Genomic DNA, 16,899 nt, shown 5'->3' on the forward strand with positions numbered 1-16,899 from the left:
AAGCGGAGGAAGGGAACGCCCATGGCGACCATGGCCGACGTCGCGCGCAGCGCCGGTGTCTCCGTGGCGACGGTCTCGCACGTGCTGAACGGCACCCGGCCGGTGCTGCCGCACACCCGCCAGGCGGTGCTGGACGCCGTGGAGGAGCTCGGCTACACCCCGAACACCCTGGCCCGTTCCCTCGTGACGGCCCGCACCCGGTCCATCGGGCTGGCGGTGTCGGCGATCAGCAATCCCTACTTCACGGAGATCCTTCAGGGCGTCGAGGCCGCCGCGCTGGAGGCCGGCTACAGCCTGCTGATCGCCGATCCGCACGACGACCCGGAGCACGAGTGCAAGGTCGCCCAGCTGCTGCATGAGCGCCGGGTCGACGGCCTGATCGTCGCGCCCTCCGCCGATCCGCGCGGGCTGCTCGCCTACCTGGGGCGGCACGACGTACCGGCCGTGTTCATGGACCGGGTGGTGGACGCACCGGGGAAGGACGGCGGTCCGCACGTCGACCAGGTGTGCGCCGACAACGCCGAACCGATGTCCCGGCTGGTCACCCACCTCGCCGGGCTGGGTCACCGGCGGATCGGGCTGGTGGCGGGGCGGCCCGGGCTCAGCACGACGAGCGAGCGGATCACCGGATACCGCAGCGGTCTGGCCTTCGCCGGGCTGGCGTACGACGAGCGGCTGCTGGTGCACGGCGACTCGGAGTCGGCGGGTGCCGAGCAGGCGACCGGGGCCCTGCTGTCGCTGGGGGTGCCGCCCACCGCGCTGGTCACCGGCAACAACGCCATGACCATCGGGGTGCTGCGCGCCCTGCGTGCGCACGGTCTGTCCGTGCCGGGCGACATCGCCCTGTGCTGTTTCGACGACTTCGCGTGGGCGGATCTGTTCTCGCCCCGCCTCACCGCGATCGCCCAGCCCGGCAGGGACATCGGTGCCCGGGCCGTCCACGTGCTTCTGGAGCGGCTCGCCGAGCCGGACCGGCCCGTCCGGACCGTGCGGCTGCCCTGCGCCTTCGTCCACCGCACGTCGTGCGGCTGCCCCAGCCCGTCCGAGGAAGGAACCCCGTCGTGATCGTCGTCGCCGGTGAGGCACTGATCGACCTGGTACCGCAGGGCACGGGTGCCCTGGCGGCGCTGCGGCCCGCGCTCGGGGGCGGCCCCTACAACACGGCCGTGGCGCTGGGCCGCCTCGGCTCCCCCGCCGCCTTCTGCTCCCGGGTGTCGTCCGACGCCTTCGGACAGGCTCTGCTGGACGGACTGAGCGCGACCGGGGTTGACGTGTCCTCGGTGCAGCGGGGCACCGAGCCGACGACCCTCGCCGTCGCAACGGTCGGCGCGGACGGCTCGGCGGCCTACTCCTTCTACGTCGACGGGACGGCCGACCGACTGTTCGAGGCGCCCTCGGCACTGCCGTCCGGCACCCGGGCGGTGTCCTTCGGCACCTGTTCGCTGGTGCTGGAGCCGGGCGCGAGCGCCTACGAGGAGATGATGCGCCGGGCGGCGGCATCGGGCGTGTTCACCGCGCTGGACCCGAACATCAGGCCCGGGCTGATCCCGGACGCGGACGCCTACCGGGCGCGGTTCAAGAGCTGGCTGCCGTCGGTGTCGCTGCTGAAGCTGTCCGCGGAGGACGCGGAGTGGCTCGGGGGCACGCCCCAGGAATGGCTGGCGGCGGGCCCGGACGCGGTCGTGATCACGCGGGGCGGTGACGGCCTGATCGCCTTCACCGCCGACGGGGAGTACGCGGTGCCAGGCGAACGCGTCGAGGTCGTGGACACCATCGGCGCGGGCGACACGGTCAACGCGGCCCTGCTGCACGGGCTCGCCGTACGCGACGCCCTCAGCCCACGGGGCCTCGCCGGACTGGGCCACGACGGCTGGACGGAACTGCTGACCTTCGCGGCCCGCGCGGCGGCGATCACCTGCTCTCGGGCCGGGGCGGAGCCGCCGTACGCGCACGAGCTGCAGGGCTGACACGGGCCGGACGCCCCGCCTTCCGCGACCCGAGAACGTTCCCGCGTCGACGACCGGACCGCCGGGGACCTGCGCGCCGCGTACCCGGCCGGGGTCCTACCCGCTTCGTACCCGGCAGGCGCCTCAGCCGGTCTCCCCCACCGCCACCGCCCGCAGCGCGCCGGGGCGGCGGCCGTTGAGGCGGTCCAGGGCGGTGGCCGTGGCGTCGTCCGCGGGCAGCTGGACGATGAGGTGCTGCCCCTCGTCGGGAAGAGCGAGCGTCTCGTTCAGCAGCCGCAGGGAACCGGCCTGCGGGTGCTCGATGTGCTGGGAGGCCGTCCGTCGCGGCGCAGCCGCCAGGTCGGCGAACCGGTCGGTGAACTCCGCCCCGGCCGTCACCGTCAGCTCGTCGGCCAGCTCGGCGAGGTAGGGGTCCCGGAGGGGGACGCCGTGCCGGAGCCGGGCGACGAGGTCGTCGGCCACCCGGTCCCAGTCGCGGTACGCGCTGCGGGCCCGGTCGTCGGTGAACAGGTACCGGAGCAGGTTGGGCCGCTCGGCGTCGAGCAGGCCGAGGGGGCCGACCAGCCGTTCGTAGCCGGCCGTGTGGGCGAGGACGTCGCCGATCCAGTTGACCACCAGCGCGGGAGCCGGCTCCAGCCGGTCCAGCACGGCCCGTACGGTGGGGCGCGCCGTACGGCTGAGCGGCGGGGCCGCCGCACAGATCAGCGGGTCGCCGCCGCCCGCCTCCTTGGTCAGGCGGCGCAGCAGCATCCGGTCGGTGAGGGAGAGGTTCAGGGCGTCGGCCAGGGCGCCCAGCACCTGGGCTGACGGGTTGCGGTCGCGGCCCTGTTCCAGCCGGGTGATGTACTCGACGCTGACGCCCGCGAGGGTGGCCAGTTCGGCTCGCCGCAGGCCCGGGGTACGGCGCCGGTGGCCCGCGGGCAGCCCCGCCTCGGCCGGGGTGACGGCTTCACGCCAGGTGCGCAGGAACGTGCCCAACTCGTTGTCGCTCACCAGCCGAACGTACCGGGTGGGCGGACGCGGAGGGTGGCCCCGTCACTACCAGGCTCCGGCCGGTCTCCCTCCGGGACCGCCCGGCCCTCAGGGTGGAGGGCATGATGAATGACACCGCCCTGACGCCCCTGCCGCTGGCCCCCGGCGAGTGGGCCCTCGACCCGTTCCACTCCTCCGTGAACTTCACCGTTCGGCACCTGGGCATCGCCAAGGTGCGGGGGCGCTTCGAGCGGCTGGAGGCCGGACTGTTCGTCGGGGAGCGGGTCGAGGACGTGCGGATCTCCGCGACCGTCGACCTGGCCTCGATCAACACCGGCAACGCCGACCGGGACGCGCACGTCCGCGCCTCCGACCTGCTGGACGTGGAGAAGCGCCCGACGATGACGTACCGCTCGACGCGGGTTTCGGGCGGGGGTGAGGACTGGGTCATGGAAGGGGAGCTGACGCTCGGCGAGGTGACCCGACCGGTGACGCTCGCCGTGGAGTTCGGCGGGCTGGTCGAGGTGCCCATGGACGGCAGCCGGCACGCCGGGTTCGAGGCGACGGGTGAGATCCGGCGCAGCGACTTCGGGCTGGACTTCGCTCCCGGCCTGCTCGGCGACGTGGTCAGGATCCAGCTCGACATGCAGTTCGTGGAACCGCGGGAGAACGCCTGACCGCACGGCGAACGCGCCGGGCCCCACGGGACGTTGCCCGTGGGGCCCGGCGCGTTCGGCCTGGGTGACCTCAGCCCTTGGTGGACCGGGTCGTCTTCTTCGCTGCGGCCTTGGTCGTCTTGGTGGCCTTGGCCGCTGTCTTCTTGGCGGCGGCGGTGCCGGTGACCGTCTTGGTGGCGGTCTTGCGCGCCGGTGCCGTCTTGGCCGCGACCGTCTTGCGGGCCGTGGTCTTGCGCGGTGCCTTCACCGAGGACGCGTCGCTGACGCGGTCGGCGCCGAGGATCTCCCGCAGGAACTTGCCGGTGTGGCTGGCCGGGACCCCGGCCACCTGCTCGGGTGTGCCCTCGGCGACGACCAGGCCGCCGCCGGCGCCGCCTTCGGGGCCCATGTCCACGATCCAGTCGGCGGTCTTGATCACGTCGAGGTTGTGCTCGATGACGATGACCGTGTTGCCCTTGTCGACCAGGCCGGACAGGACCGTCAGCAACTTGCTGATGTCCTCGAAGTGCAGACCGGTGGTCGGCTCGTCCAGGACGTAGACCGTGCGGCCGGTGGAGCGCTTCTGCAGTTCGCTGGCGAGCTTCACACGCTGCGCCTCGCCGCCGGACAGGGTGGTCGCGGCCTGGCCGAGGCGGACGTAGCCGAGGCCGACGTCCTTCAGCGTGTTGAGGTGCCGGGCGATGGCGGGGACCGCCTCGAAGAAGGCGGTGGCCTCCTCGATCGGCATGTTCAGCACCTCGGCGATGGACTTGCCCTTGTAGTGGACCTCCAGGGTCTCCCGGTTGTACCGGGCGCCGTGGCAGACCTCGCACGGGACGTAGACGTCCGGCAGGAAGTTCATCTCGATCTTGATGGTGCCGTCGCCCGCGCAGTTCTCGCAGCGGCCGCCCTTGACGTTGAAGGAGAAGCGGCCGGGCAGGTAGCCGCGGACCTTCGCCTCGGTGGTCTCGGCGAACAGCTTGCGGATGTGGTCGAAGACGCCGGTGTACGTGGCCGGGTTGGAGCGGGGGGTGCGGCCGATGGGCGACTGGTCCACGTGCACGACCTTGTCGACGAGGTCGTCGCCGTCCACGCGCGTGTGCCGCCCGGGTACGCTCCGGGCGCCGTTCAGCTCGCGGGCCAGGTGCGTGTACAGGATGTCGTTGACCAGCGTCGACTTGCCGGAGCCGGACACGCCGGTGACGGCGGTGAACACGCCGAGGGGGAACGAGACGTCGATGTCCTGGAGATTGTTCTCCCGGGCGCCGTGCACGGTGAGCTGCCGGGAGGGGTCCAGCGGGCGGCGGATGTCAGGCAGCGGGATGGCCTTCTTGCCGGACAGGTACTGACCGGTCTCCGATTCGGCGTTGGCGAGGAGCTCCTTCAGGGAGCCGCTGTGCACGACCTTGCCGCCGTGCTCGCCGGCGCCTGGGCCGATGTCGACGATCCAGTCGGCGGTCTTGATGGTGTCCTCGTCGTGCTCGACGACGATGAGGGTGTTGCCCATGTCGCGCAGCCGGACCAGCGTCTCGATCAGCCGGTGGTTGTCGCGCTGGTGCAGACCGATGGACGGCTCGTCGAGGACGTACAGGACGCCGACGAGGCCGGAGCCGATCTGGGTGGCCAGGCGGATGCGCTGGGCCTCGCCGCCGGACAGGGTGCCGGCCGCGCGGTTCAGCGAGAGGTAGTCCAGGCCGACGTCGACCAGGAACCGCAGCCGCTCGTTGACCTCCTTCAGCACGCGCTCGGCGATCTTCTTGTCGCGGGCGGTGAGCTTCAGTTCGCCCAGGAAGTCCGCGCAGTCGCTGATCGACATCGCGGCGACCTCGGCGATGGACTTGTCCATGATCGTGACGGCGAGGACGATCGGCTTCAGGCGCGTGCCCTCACAGGTCGGGCAGGGCACCTCGCGCATGTAGCCCTCGAAGCGCTCGCGGCTGGAGTCGCTCTCGGCCTCGCTGTGCCGGCGCTTGACGAAGGGGACGGCGCCCTCGAAGGCCGTGGTGTACCGGCGTTCGCGGCCGTAGCGGTTGCGGTAGCGGACCTCGACCTGCGTCTTGTGGCCGTGGAGCAGGGCCTTCTTGGCACGCTGCGGCAGGCCGCCGAAGGGGATGTCCGTGCGGAAGCCCAGCGCGTCGGCGAGAGCGCCGATCAGACGGCCGAAGTAGTCCTTGGTGTGGCCGTGCGACCAGGGGTGGATGGCGCCTTCGTCGAGGCTCTTGTCCGGGTCGGGGACGATCAGCTCCGGGTCGACCTCCATGCGCGTGCCGATGCCGGTGCAGTCGGGGCAGGCGCCGAAGGGCGAGTTGAAGGAGAAGGAGCGGGGCTCGAGCTCCTCGAAGGACAGGTCGTCGTACGGGCAGTACAGGTGCTCCGAGAACATGCGCTCGCGCTCGGGGTCGTCCTCGGGGAGGTCGACGAAGTCGAGCACGACCATGCCGCCCGACAGCCCGAGGGCGGTCTCCACGGAGTCGGTGAGGCGGCGCTTGGCGCCGTCCTTGACGGTGAGGCGGTCGACGACCACCTCGATGGTGTGCTTCTCCTGCTTCTTCAGCGTGGGCGGGCTCGACAGCTGGATCGTCTCGCCGTCCACCCGCGCGCGGGAGTAGCCCTTGGTCTGGAGGTCGGAGAAGAGGTCGACGAACTCGCCCTTACGCTCGCGCACCAGCGGCGACAGCACCTGGAAGCGGCTGCCCTCGGGCAGCTCCAGGACCCGGTCGACGATGGCCTGCGGCGACTGGCGCGAGATCGGACGGCGGCACTCCGGGCAGTGCGGCTTGCCGATGCGCGCGAAGAGCAGGCGCAGGTAGTCGTAGACCTCGGTGATCGTGCCCACGGTGGAGCGCGGGTTGCGCGAGGTCGACTTCTGGTCGATGGAGACGGCCGGGGACAGGCCCTCGATGAAGTCGACGTCCGGCTTGTCCATCTGGCCGAGGAACTGCCGGGCGTAGGAGGAGAGGGACTCCACGTAGCGCCGCTGTCCCTCGGCGAAGATGGTGTCGAAGGCCAGCGAGGACTTGCCCGACCCCGACAGGCCCGTGAAGACGATGAGCGAGTCGCGCGGGAGGTCGAGCGAGACGTTCTTCAGGTTGTGCTCGCGCGCTCCACGAACGATGAGACGGTCGGCCACGCCGGTCCGCACCTTTCTTGAGAGAAGTGACAGGGGCGGGCCCCCGTCTTTCTCAGACTAGGGGGAGCCACTGACAACGCCGGTTGGGTTCACGGGTTGCCAACAAACCCCGGCTCTCCAGCATGCCCGACGCCATGTCCGACCATATAGCACGTGCTTTCGATTAACGGCACTCCTTCACCACCTTCACCCGAAGGAGTGGCACGGCTAGGGTCAGCACCATGATTGATCACGCTCATGACCTGGCGTCCGTACGTGACGCGACGGAGCGGCTGCTGACCGCAGTCGGTGCACTGGACAACGCGGCTGTGACGGAGCCGTCACGGCTGCCCGGCTGGAGCCGCGGCCACGTCCTGGCTCACCTCGCCCGCAACGCGGACGCCCTCGTGAACGTCCTGCGGGGCCGCCCCATGTACGTCTCCGGCGAGGCCCGGGACGCCGACATCGAGCGGGACGCCCCGCGGGCCCTCGACGTCCAGCTAGCCGACCTGCGCGAGAGCGCGGACCGCTTCCAGGAGGCCGGCGACGCTCCGGCGGACTGGACGCGCACGGTGGAGCTGCGCAACGGGGTCACGGACTCCGCGTCCCGGGTGCCGTTCCGGCGGTGGGTCGAGGTGGAGCTGCACCACGTGGACCTGGGGATCGGCTACGAGCTGGAGGACCTCCCGGAGGACTTCACCGAGCGGGAGATCGACTTCCTGGCCGACCGGTTCACCGGGCACCCCGACGTGCCGGCCACCCACCTCACGGACGGCACGCGCGCGTGGAGCACCGGACGGAAGCCGGGCGAGCACGGGCCCGAGGTGACGGTCACCGGGACCCCGGCCGACCTGCTGGGCTGGCTCGCGGGCCGCCGCGACGGCTCCGCGCTGTCGGCGGCCGGCGGAGCGCTTCCGGCGCTGCCGCCGCTATAGGCTGGCGGACATGACGTACAGCGGAGAGGTGACGGTCGGCGGACCGGCCGATGTGCACGAGCTCAAGGACCTGATGATCACCAAGATCGCGGTGGGTCCGATGAACAACAACGCCTATCTGCTGCGCTGCCGGGCCACGGACGAGCAGTTGCTGATCGACGCCGCCAACGAGGCGGACACACTGCTCGGCATGATCGGTGGCGACGGCATCGCGTCCGTCGTCACCACCCACCGGCACGGCGACCACTGGCAGGCGCTGGCCGAGGTCGTGGCTGCCACCGGCGCCCGCACCTACGCGGGCCGGGAGGACGTCGAGGGCATCCCCGTGCGGACCGACGTGCCGGTCGACGACGGGGACACCATCCGGGTCGGGCACGTGGAGCTCACCGCGCGCCACCTGGTCGGGCACACGCCCGGCTCGATCGCCCTCGTCTACGACGACCCGCACGGGCATCCCCATGTGTTCACCGGGGACTGCCTGTTCCCCGGCGGGGTGGGCAACACCCATCAGGACCCGAAGGCGTTCGCCAGCCTCATCCACGACGTCGAGACCAAGATCTTCGACGCACTCCCGGACGAGACCTGGGTCTACCCGGGGCACGGCAACGACACGTCCCTCGGCGCGGAGCGGCCGCATCTGCCGGAGTGGCACGCGCGCGGGTGGTGACTGGGTGCGGGCGCGGGTGGTGACTGGGTGCGGGCGCTGTTCGGCGTAGTGGTCGCGCTGGGCGCTGTTCGGCGTGAGTGGTCGCGCCGGGCGCCGTCGGCGTGAGTGGTGCGCGGCGTACGCGCCCCGTGTGAAGCGTTCGCACACGCTGGTGTCGCACGTGCGCTCCCCTCGCACGTAGTTGCGCAGTCAACTGGTCTTAGCCCCGCGCAGGATGACGGCTCCTGGGCGGTTGGGCCGTCGGCCTGTCGTTCCCCGCCCTCGGCCGGCGGCCCCGGCACACGCGCCGACGCGACACATGTGCAAGGGGCGTTCGCCATGGCCGGCGAACCTACCGGGGTGCCGACGGGGCTCCGGGGCGCGACGGGGCTTACAGCGGTGACGGCTCAGGCGTCCGCCTTGCCCGTCCCTGCCAGCGCCGCCACCCGCTCCACGCCGAACACGTACCCCTGCACGCCACAGCCCGCGATGACCCCGTCGGCCCGCAGCGAGACGTACGAGTGGTGCCGGAACGACTCGCGCTGGTGGATGTTGGAGATGTGGACCTCCAGCACCGGCAGGCCGTCACAGGTGTTGAGGGCGTCCAGGATGGCGACGGACGTGTGCGAGTAGGCACCGGGGTTGATCACGATGCCGCAGTGGTTCAGCCGTGCCTCATGGATCCAGTCGACGAGCTCGCCCTCGTGGTTGGACTGGCGGAAGTCGACCGTACCGCCGTGCGCGGCCGCCGCCTTGGCGCACAGGGCCTCGACGTCGGCGAGGGTGTCGGAACCGTAGATCTCCGGCTGGCGCTGGCCGAGCAGGTTCAGATTGGGGCCGTTGAGGATCATGATCGGGGCGTGGGCCAGGGTGCGGGGCACAGTTCCTCCGGTCCGTTCAGGGTCGTGCGGCCCGTGGCGGACCGCTGCTCACAGCCGGTCTATCACGGAGCGCGTACCGGTCTCGCCCTGCTGAGCATGCCCCTCACGTCCCGGCGCGCATGCCGGTCCCGCCCGCTCAGCACGCTGATCACGTCCCTGTGCGCACGCCGGTCCCGCCCACAGCACGCTGATCACGTCCCGGCGCGCACGGCCGGTTTTATCTCGGTGCGCCGGGAGCCCGCCGGGTCGTAGCCTCCTGGCATGACGAGCCTGACCAGCCCGGCCTATCCACCGAAGCCGTCCCCCGGTGACCGCATCGCCGTGATCTCGCCCTCCTCCGGTCTGCCGGGACTCTTCCCGCTCCCCTATGAGCTCGGTCTTCAGCGGCTGCACAAGGAGTTCGGGCTGGTACCGGTGGAGTACCCGGCGACCCGCACCATGGGCTCCACGCCACGGGAGCGGGCCGACGACATCCACGCCGCCTTCGCCGACCCGGAGATCAAGGCGGTCATCGCGTCGATCGGGGGCGACGACCAGATCACCGTGCTTCCGCACCTGGACCGGGAGTTGATCCGGGCCAACCCGAAGCCGTTCTTCGGGATGAGCGACAACACGAACCTGCTCGCGTTCCTGCGCGCCTGCGGCGTCGTCGCGTTCCACGGCGGCAGCGTGATGTGTGAACTCGGCCGCCCCGGCGCCATGCACCCGCAGACCGCCGAGTCCCTGCACGCGGCCCTGTTCACCTCGGGACCGTACGAGTTGAGGCCCGCCGAGCGGTGGCGGGACATCGACAGGGACTGGGCGGATCCGGCGACCTTCGACGCGGAGCCGGAGACCCGGCCCGGTACCGGCTGGACCTGGGTGAACCCCGAGCGGGTGGTCGAGGGCCGCAGTTGGGGCGGCTGCCTGGAGATCCTCGCCTGGCTGCTGATGGCCGACCGGGAGATCGCCCGGGACCCGTCCGAGTACGACGGCGGCGTGCTGCTGCTGGAGACCTCGGAGGACATGCCGAGCGCCACGGAGGTCTTTCGCACCCTGCGTGGCATGGGCGAGCGCGGGCTGCTGGAACGCTTCCCCGCCCTGCTGATGGGCAGGCCAAAGACGTGGTCCTTCGACCGCCCCAACACCCCTCAGGAGGCGGCTCGTTACGCGGCCGACCAGCGCGAGGCCGTCCTGCGCGCCATGCGGACCTATGCCCCCGGCGCCATGATCGTCTTCGACGTGGACTTCGGGCACACCGATCCACAACTGGTGATTCCGTACGGCGGCACGGTGCGCGTGGACGGATCCGCCCGGCGCATCACGGTCATGTACTGAGGACCCCCGAGGCCCTCTACGCGCCCCCGTAACCGGTGGTGACGGTGGGTAGTTGACGCGGCATGCACGACGTACGCACCGTAAGGGCACCCTCCATGCCGCGCCTCGCGGCCGCCTCGCTCGCCGGAACGGCCATCGAGTTCTACGACTTCTTCGTCTACGGCACCGCGGCGGCCCTGATCCTGGGGCCGTTGTTCTTCCCGACCTTCTCGCCGGTGGCCGGGACACTCGCCGCCTTCGCCACCTTCGGCGTGGGCTTCGTGGCACGGCCGCTCGGCTCGATCCTTTTCGGGCACATCGGTGACCGGCGCGGGCGGCGGCCGGTCCTCGTCGCCTCCCTGCTGCTCACCGGGGCCTCCACGGTCGCCGTCGGCTGCGTCCCGACGTACGACTCGATCGGCGTGGCCGCGCCCCTGCTCCTCCTGGTCCTGCGCTTCCTCCAGGGACTGGGGCTCGGCGGCGAGTGGGGTGGGGCGGTGCTGCTGGCCGTGGAACACGCACCCGCCCGACGGCGTGTGCTGTGGTCGAGCTTCCCGCAGGTCGGGCCCGCGCTGGGGTTCCTGATCGCCAACGGTGTGGTGCTGGGGCTGTCCGCGGCGCTGACCGAGGCGCAGTTCGCCGCCTGGGGGTGGCGGGTGCCGTTCTGGGCGGCGGGGGCGCTGGCCGTCGCGGGATTGTGGCTGCGGTCGTCCCTCGCGGAGAGCCCGAGCTTCCTCGAGATCGACGACCACGCGCGTGTGCCGCTCGCCGAGGTCGTCCGCCACCACTGGCGGCTCCTGCTGCTGACCGGCGGGGGACTCGCGATCGGCTACGCGATCTTCTACGCCGTGACGACCTGGTCCCTCGCCTACGGTACGGAGCGGCTCGGGGTGAGCCGCAGCGTCATGCTGACCTGCATCATGGGCGCGGTGCTCGTGAAGGGTGCTCTCACCCCGCTGGTGGCGCTGCTCGGTGACCACTACGGCCGGCGGCCACTGTGCCTGGCCGGGTGCGCGGCCGCCGCCCTGTGGATGTTCCCGATGGTCGCGCTCCTCGCCACCGGGGCCCCGCTGCCGATGTTCCTCGGGTTCCTCGGGGCGATGCTCGCGTTCATCACGATGTTCGCCGTGATCGCCGCGTATCTGCCCGAGCTGTACGAGCCGCGGGTGCGCTGCACCGGCGCCGCCGTCGGCTACAACCTCGGCGGGGTCGTCGGAGGAGCCCTCACACCGATCGTGGCGACCGCCCTGGCCGAGCAGGGCGGGCGGGTGCCCTGGGGTGTGGCCGCGTATCTGACGGCGATCGCGCTCTTCAGCCTGGGGTGCTTCGCGCTGCTGCCGGAGACTCGCCCGGTGCGGGTGGGCAGCGCTGCTGAGGCCGCGGCGGGGTGAGCGAGCCGGGTGGTGCCGCTGCCGAGGCCAGTTGCGGGGTGAGCTGTCGTGGTGGTGCCGCCGCCGTGGTGGGGTGTAAACGCTTGCGTGAGCGTTTACACGAGCCTACGGGTTGATCGCCAGCTCCAGGTACGCCGCGAACAGCACCAGGTGAACACCGCCCTGGAGCGGCGTGGCCCGGCCCGGCACCACCGTCAGCGAGGCCACCACCACGGTCAGGGCGAGCAGCACCATGTGCGTGGCGCTGAGACCGAGGACGAGCGGGCCGGAGAGCCACAGGGAGGCGAGCGCCACGGCGGGGATGGTCAGGCCGATGCTGGCCATGGCCGAGCCCAGCGCGAGGTTCAGGCTGGTCTGCACACGGTCGCGGCGGGCCGAACGCAGCGCGGCGATGGTCTCCGGCAGCAGCACCAGCAGGGCGATGATCACGCCGACGACGGCTTGGTGGAGCCCGGCCGCCTCCACGCCCGACTCGATGGTGGGCGAGACGCCCTTGGCCAGGCCGACCACTCCGACCAGGGCCAGGCCCAGCAGGGCCAGACTGATCCGGGCGGTGGAGGCGGTCGGCGCCTCGGCGTGCTCCTCTGCGGTGATCACCTCGCCGTGCCGGGTGATCGGCAGGAAGTAGTCCCGGTGCCGCACGGTCTGTGTGGCGACGAACAAGCCGTACAGGACGAGCGAGGACAGCGCCGCGAAGGTCAGCTGGACGGTGGAGAACTCGGGCCCCGGCTTGCTCGTGGTGAACGTGGGCAGGACCAGGCTGAGCGTGGCCAGGGTCGCGACCGTGGCGAGTGCGGCGCCGGTGCCCTCCGGGTTGAAGACGGCCGTGCCGTGCCGCAGTGAGGCGACGAGCAGGCACAGTCCGACGATGCCGTTGCAGGTGATCATCACGGCCGCGAAGACCGTGTCCCGGGCCAGGGTCGAGCTCTTGTCCCCGCCGTCGGCCATCAGGGTGACGATGAGGGCGACCTCGATGATCGTGACGGCGACGGCGAGCACGAGGGAACCGAACGGCTCTCCGACACGGTGGGCCACCACTTCGGCGTGGTGCACGGCGGCCAGGACGGCTCCCGCGAGGACCAGGGTCACCAGGGCGACGACCGCCACGGGCAGATCCCGTCCCCAGGTCAGGACCAGCAGCAGGACCGCGAGCAGGGGCACCAGGGTCGTCCACTGCGCCGCGAGCCGCCTGCTCCGAGCGATCATGCAGCGATCGTCGCAGACGTGCTCGGGCCTTGCACTCCGGTTTGCCGGGCTTCAGAGGACGCCCCGAGGCGCCGCTGAGGCGCTACTTGAGGTCCCGCGCGTCCAGGACGTCGCAGTTGGTGTAGACCCGCTCGCCCGTGCTGAGAGCGTCCAGCCGCTGCGCCATCGCGCTGGTCTCGGGGTCGTCGCTGTTGCGCATGGCCTCCTCGTACGAGTCGAACTCGATCAGTGCCAGGTAGCGGCCGGGCTTGTCCCGGTCCTTCAGCAGCATGCTGTGGGTGGGGCCGTTCGCACGCTCGGCGTTGCGCTGCCCCGCCTCGTCGAGCACCTGCTGCATCTCGTCCAGACGCTCGGTCTCGAACTCGATGATCTGCACGAACTTCATGACGCCTCCAGCCGGCCGCAGCGCCCCCGGGCCGGGGAACGCTCTCGGGAAACAAGCAAGCACCGGGACCGGCGGTCGGCAATTCGCCGAGCACCGGTCCCGGTGATGGTTGTCCCTACGACCGACGCGGTCAGGCGTCGATACTGTCCTTCGGAGCGCCTCCGCTCTTGCCCTGCGCCCCCTCGGCCGCCGCCTGCTTCTTGGAAGCGCGCAGGCTGGTGATCGTGGTGACGATCAGGACGGCACAGATCACGCCCAGCGAGACCGGGATGCTGATCTCGGGGACATGCACCCCGGACTCGTGCAGCGCGTGCAGCACCAGCTTCACGCCGATGAAGCCCAGGATGATCGACAGGCCGTAGGAGAGGTGGACCAGCTTCTTCAGCAGGCCGCCGATGAGGAAGTACAGCTGGCGCAGTCCCATCAGGGCGAACGCGTTGGCCGTGAAGACGATGTACGGGTCCTGCGTCAGGCCGAAGATCGCGGGGATGGAGTCGAGGGCGAAGAGCACGTCGGTGGTGCCGATGGCCAGCATCACGACCAGCATCGGGGTCATGACCCGCTTGCCGTTCTCCTGGATCCACAGCTTGGTGCCGTGGTAGCGATCGGCCACACCGAAGCGGCGCTCGGCCGCCTTGAGCAGCTTGTTCTCCTCCCAGTCCTCGTCCTCCTCGTCGGCGCGGGCCTCCTGGATGAGCTTCCAGGCGGTCCAGATGAGGAAGGCGCCGAAGATGTAGAACACCCACGAGAAGCTGGCGAGGATCGCCGCACCGGCGGCGATGAAGATCGCTCGCAGGACCAGGGCGATGAGGACACCGATCAGCAGGACTCGCTGCTGGTACTGCGACGGAACCGCGAACTTCGCCATGATCAGGACGAAGACGAAGAGGTTGTCGACGCTGAGCGACTTCTCGGTGATGAAGCCGGCGAAGAACTCACCGGCGGGCTGGCCACCGGCGAAGACGAGCAGACCGAACCCGAAGAGTGCGGCCAGCACGATCCAGACGATCGTCCAGATCCCGGCTTCCTTGATCGACACGTCGTGCGGCTTGCGGCCTATGAAGAAGTCGACCGCGATGAGGGCGGCAAGGCCCACGATCGTCAGGACCCATAGGGTCACGGAAACATCCACTGCGCCTCCGGCAGTCGTAACGGCAAATGTCAGCGTCGTCGCTGCCGGAGGTCTCTTCCACCCAAGGATGGGCCGACGCCCCGGGATCTGGCCTGATCCGTATTGACGGGTACGCCGCAGCAGACAGGGAGTACTCCCCTCCGTGCCGTCAACAGTACCCAATCACCAAGAACAGGTAAAGCACTTGGCAAAAGAAAGGCCAAAGCCCCAGGTCAGGGAGGTTTACTTGAACTTGGTGCGGGCGGCGCCCACCTGGTGGAGAACCTGCTGGAGGATCTGGCTGCCGGGCGGCACGAGCGCCGGCTCGTACGTCCACGCATGACCGACCCACGGGTCGGCGAGATGGTCGTCGGCCACCGGCGTCAGTCGCAGCAGGGAACGCCACAGCGGGTCGAGCAAAGGCCCGTAACCGGAGGACTGCTCCCGGTCGGCCACCATCATCAGGTGGACGCCGAAGGCGGGGCCCTCGTCGGCGAGGTAGCGCAGCTGGTTCACGGCACGGTCGTCGAAGCCGTGCGGGAAGTCGTTGACGATCAGGAGCTGCTGGGCGGTGTCGAAGCCGGGCGGGAGGGAATCGGCGGCGCCGCCCCGGACCGCCATCTGCACCAGGTCGACCCTTTGGGTGAGTCGGCCCAGCACGTCCGCCACCCCGGCGGAGCCGAGGGCGGGCGGGGCCGCGAGCACGCCCGTCTGCACGAGGGGCACCAGCGCCTGCGCCCCCGAACCGGCCGGGTCGATGACGTGGACGGTGAACTCGCCCACCGGATGGACGGCCAGCAGCCGGGCCGCGTGCGCGACCGCCGTCTCCATGGCGAGACGGGTCATGGTGGGGGAATCGGTGAACGAACCGTCGGACGATCCTGCCGCTCCGCTGTCGATCCACAGGCCCCGCTCCAGTGGCAGCCGGACCAGCATCGGAATGCGGACCCGCTCGGCCTCCGGGAGATGGAGATCGCCCAGGCGCAGGGCCATGGGCATCTCCATCGGCACCCGGTAGCCGTGCCACACGGGGTTGTCCCAGCGGGCGTACGCCGGTGGCAGGGCGGGTTCGACGACGTCGGCCTCGGCTGCGAGCTGGGCCAGGTCCCGGTCCAGCGCCTCCCGTGCCTGGGCGACGAGTTCGGCGTGCCGGGCGCGGGCCGCCTCGCGAGCGGCGTCGCCCTGCCCGCCGATCCGGCTGCGCGGGTCGGAGAGGACCTGCTCCAGCTCCTTGTCCATGCGGGACTCGGCGAAGTCGACGGCACTGCGGTACGCGGCGGTGGTGCGGGCCAGGTCCTCGAACATGCCCCACACCTGGTTGTAGAGCCGCTCCTCCATGGACCAGCCGGTCGCGTCGCCCGCGACGGGCTGGGCGGGCTGCCCGGGGGCGGCCGGGGGCGCGGTCGGCGGGGGCGGCGGCGGTGCGGCGTTCTGGCGGCGCGGGTGGCTGTAGTCGATCGGGCCGCCGGCCGTCGGCGCGGACGGCTGGGTCACGGCGTCGGGGTCCGGTACGGCGGCGGGATACGACGGCTGCTGGGGTGTGGGCTGGCCGGGACCGCCGGACTGGCCGGGACTGCCGGACGTCTGCCCTCCGTACGGGGGCACCGGTGGAACGGGGCCGGTCTGAGGCGCGGTGCCGCCCTGGTCCGGTCCGAGGGCGGGAGCCGCTGCCTGCCGGGAGCGGTCGCCGTCCGCCGTACGCGGTGGGGGCGCCTGCACGGAACGGGCCAGTCCCTGGGCCACCGCGTCGTTGATGCTGCCGGCGAGCTGGTGGGCCGGCGTCAGGCCCTGGTCGGTGAGGAGTTCCGCGAGGCCGCCCGCGTAGCCCTGGCCGACGGCGCGCACCTTCCAGGCGCCCTGCCGGCGGTAGAGCTCGAGGGCGACGACGGCCGACTCGGCCTCCAGGCCGGTGACGGTGTAGCTGGCGATCTCCTCGCCGTCGAGGCCGGTGACCGCGACGAAGGGGGCCGCCACCGAGGCGAAACGGACCGGGCCCGTCCCGCCGACGGGCAGGGCTAGCAGCACGCTGACCCGGTGGACGGTCTCCGGCACGGCGTCGAGGTCCACGGCGAGGCGGTGGTCGGCGGCGGCCTGCCGCGAGACCTCGAGACCCGGTTGGGTGGGTGCGCCCGGGTGGGCCACCCACTCCACGCCGTGGATCCGGCCGTTCTCGTCACCGAGTGCCGCCGCGGCCACGATCGGTGTGCCGGCCGAGATCCGGACCTCCAGGCGGGCCTGGGAGAGCGGGTGGTTCTGCCCCCGCACCAGCTCGGCCGTCATCGCCTTCGTCCCCCTGTGTCGTTGTGTGGAGTCGGGTGCTGCTCGCCGGGCCCGCCGGTACGGG

General features: G+C 71.3%; 14 protein-coding genes. 7 read left to right on the plus strand and 7 right to left on the minus strand.

Annotated elements, in window-relative coordinates:
- The first annotated feature begins 21 nt into the window (after window positions 1-21).
- Window positions 22-1,065, plus strand: coding sequence for a LacI family DNA-binding transcriptional regulator (locus tag AB0937_RS04785; RefSeq protein WP_366709488.1), 1,044 nt, complete (start codon window positions 22-24; stop codon window positions 1,063-1,065).
- The gene (locus AB0937_RS04790; protein WP_366709489.1) at window positions 1,062-1,967 is read left to right on the plus strand and encodes a carbohydrate kinase; all 906 of its coding nucleotides are present in this window, start codon (window positions 1,062-1,064) and stop codon (window positions 1,965-1,967) included. Before AB0937_RS04785 ends, AB0937_RS04790 begins: the two co-directional genes overlap by 4 nt.
- A 123-nt stretch (window positions 1,968-2,090) precedes the next feature.
- Here AB0937_RS04790 and AB0937_RS04795 read toward each other — a convergent pair whose 3' ends face one another.
- The gene (locus AB0937_RS04795) at window positions 2,091-2,960 is read right to left on the minus strand and encodes a helix-turn-helix domain-containing protein (protein ID WP_366709490.1); all 870 of its coding nucleotides are present in this window, start codon (window positions 2,958-2,960) and stop codon (window positions 2,091-2,093) included.
- Between the two features lie 101 nt (window positions 2,961-3,061).
- Between AB0937_RS04795 and AB0937_RS04800 the strand changes: the two genes are divergently transcribed.
- Window positions 3,062-3,616, plus strand: a complete 555-nt coding sequence (locus tag AB0937_RS04800; protein WP_366709491.1) for a YceI family protein — start codon at window positions 3,062-3,064, stop codon at window positions 3,614-3,616.
- Between the two features lie 70 nt (window positions 3,617-3,686).
- On the opposite strand, the gene uvrA is transcribed toward AB0937_RS04800, so the two are convergent.
- A complete protein-coding gene (gene uvrA, locus AB0937_RS04805; RefSeq protein WP_366709492.1) occupies window positions 3,687-6,725 on the minus strand; it encodes an excinuclease ABC subunit UvrA in 3,039 nt (1,012 codons plus the stop codon).
- A 221-nt stretch (window positions 6,726-6,946) separates the two neighbouring features.
- Here uvrA and AB0937_RS04810 point away from each other — a divergent pair, with 221 nt between their 5' ends.
- Entirely contained in the window at window positions 6,947-7,639 is a 693-nt protein-coding gene (locus AB0937_RS04810) for a maleylpyruvate isomerase family mycothiol-dependent enzyme (RefSeq protein WP_366709493.1), read from the plus strand.
- A gap of 10 nt (window positions 7,640-7,649) precedes the next feature.
- Window positions 7,650-8,306 (plus strand): MBL fold metallo-hydrolase, encoded by a 657-nt coding sequence (locus tag AB0937_RS04815; RefSeq protein ID WP_366709494.1) that lies wholly within the window; start codon window positions 7,650-7,652, stop codon window positions 8,304-8,306.
- 386 nt (window positions 8,307-8,692) lie between these two features.
- Here AB0937_RS04815 and aroQ read toward each other — a convergent pair whose 3' ends face one another.
- On the minus strand, window positions 8,693-9,166 hold the full coding sequence (aroQ, locus tag AB0937_RS04820; protein ID WP_366709495.1) for a type II 3-dehydroquinate dehydratase: 474 nt from the start codon (window positions 9,164-9,166) through the stop codon (window positions 8,693-8,695).
- 270 nt (window positions 9,167-9,436) lie between these two features.
- Between aroQ and AB0937_RS04825 the strand changes: the two genes are divergently transcribed.
- Window positions 9,437-10,483 carry a S66 peptidase family protein gene (locus tag AB0937_RS04825; protein ID WP_366709725.1) on the plus strand — a complete coding sequence of 349 codons (1,047 nt, stop codon included), beginning with the start codon at window positions 9,437-9,439 and terminating at the stop codon, window positions 10,481-10,483.
- Between the two features lie 95 nt (window positions 10,484-10,578).
- Window positions 10,579-11,853: an MFS transporter gene (locus AB0937_RS04830; RefSeq protein WP_366709496.1), complete on the plus strand. Its 1,275-nt coding sequence runs from the start codon at window positions 10,579-10,581 to the stop codon at window positions 11,851-11,853.
- Window positions 11,854-11,958: 105 nt separating this feature from the next.
- Here the strand turns inward: AB0937_RS04830 and AB0937_RS04835 are convergent, their stop codons facing one another.
- The 4 genes from AB0937_RS04835 to AB0937_RS04850 form a co-directional block, all read right to left on the minus strand.
- Window positions 11,959-13,059 carry an ionic transporter y4hA gene (locus AB0937_RS04835; protein WP_366709497.1) on the minus strand — a complete coding sequence of 367 codons (1,101 nt, stop codon included), beginning with the start codon at window positions 13,057-13,059 and terminating at the stop codon, window positions 11,959-11,961.
- 82 nt (window positions 13,060-13,141) lie between these two features.
- Window positions 13,142-13,444 (minus strand): hypothetical protein, encoded by a 303-nt coding sequence (locus AB0937_RS04840; protein ID WP_366709498.1) that lies wholly within the window; start codon window positions 13,442-13,444, stop codon window positions 13,142-13,144.
- Between the two features lie 130 nt (window positions 13,445-13,574).
- Window positions 13,575-14,576, minus strand: a complete 1,002-nt coding sequence (locus AB0937_RS04845; RefSeq protein ID WP_366709499.1) for a TerC family protein — start codon at window positions 14,574-14,576, stop codon at window positions 13,575-13,577.
- Between the two features lie 222 nt (window positions 14,577-14,798).
- On the minus strand, window positions 14,799-16,835 hold the full coding sequence (locus tag AB0937_RS04850) for a TerD family protein (protein ID WP_366709500.1): 2,037 nt from the start codon (window positions 16,833-16,835) through the stop codon (window positions 14,799-14,801).
- Window positions 16,836-16,899 lie beyond the last annotated feature (64 nt).

The organism is Streptomyces sp. NPDC047880 (assembly GCF_040706515.1).
Classification (GTDB): Bacteria; Actinomycetota; Actinomycetes; order Streptomycetales; family Streptomycetaceae; genus Streptomyces.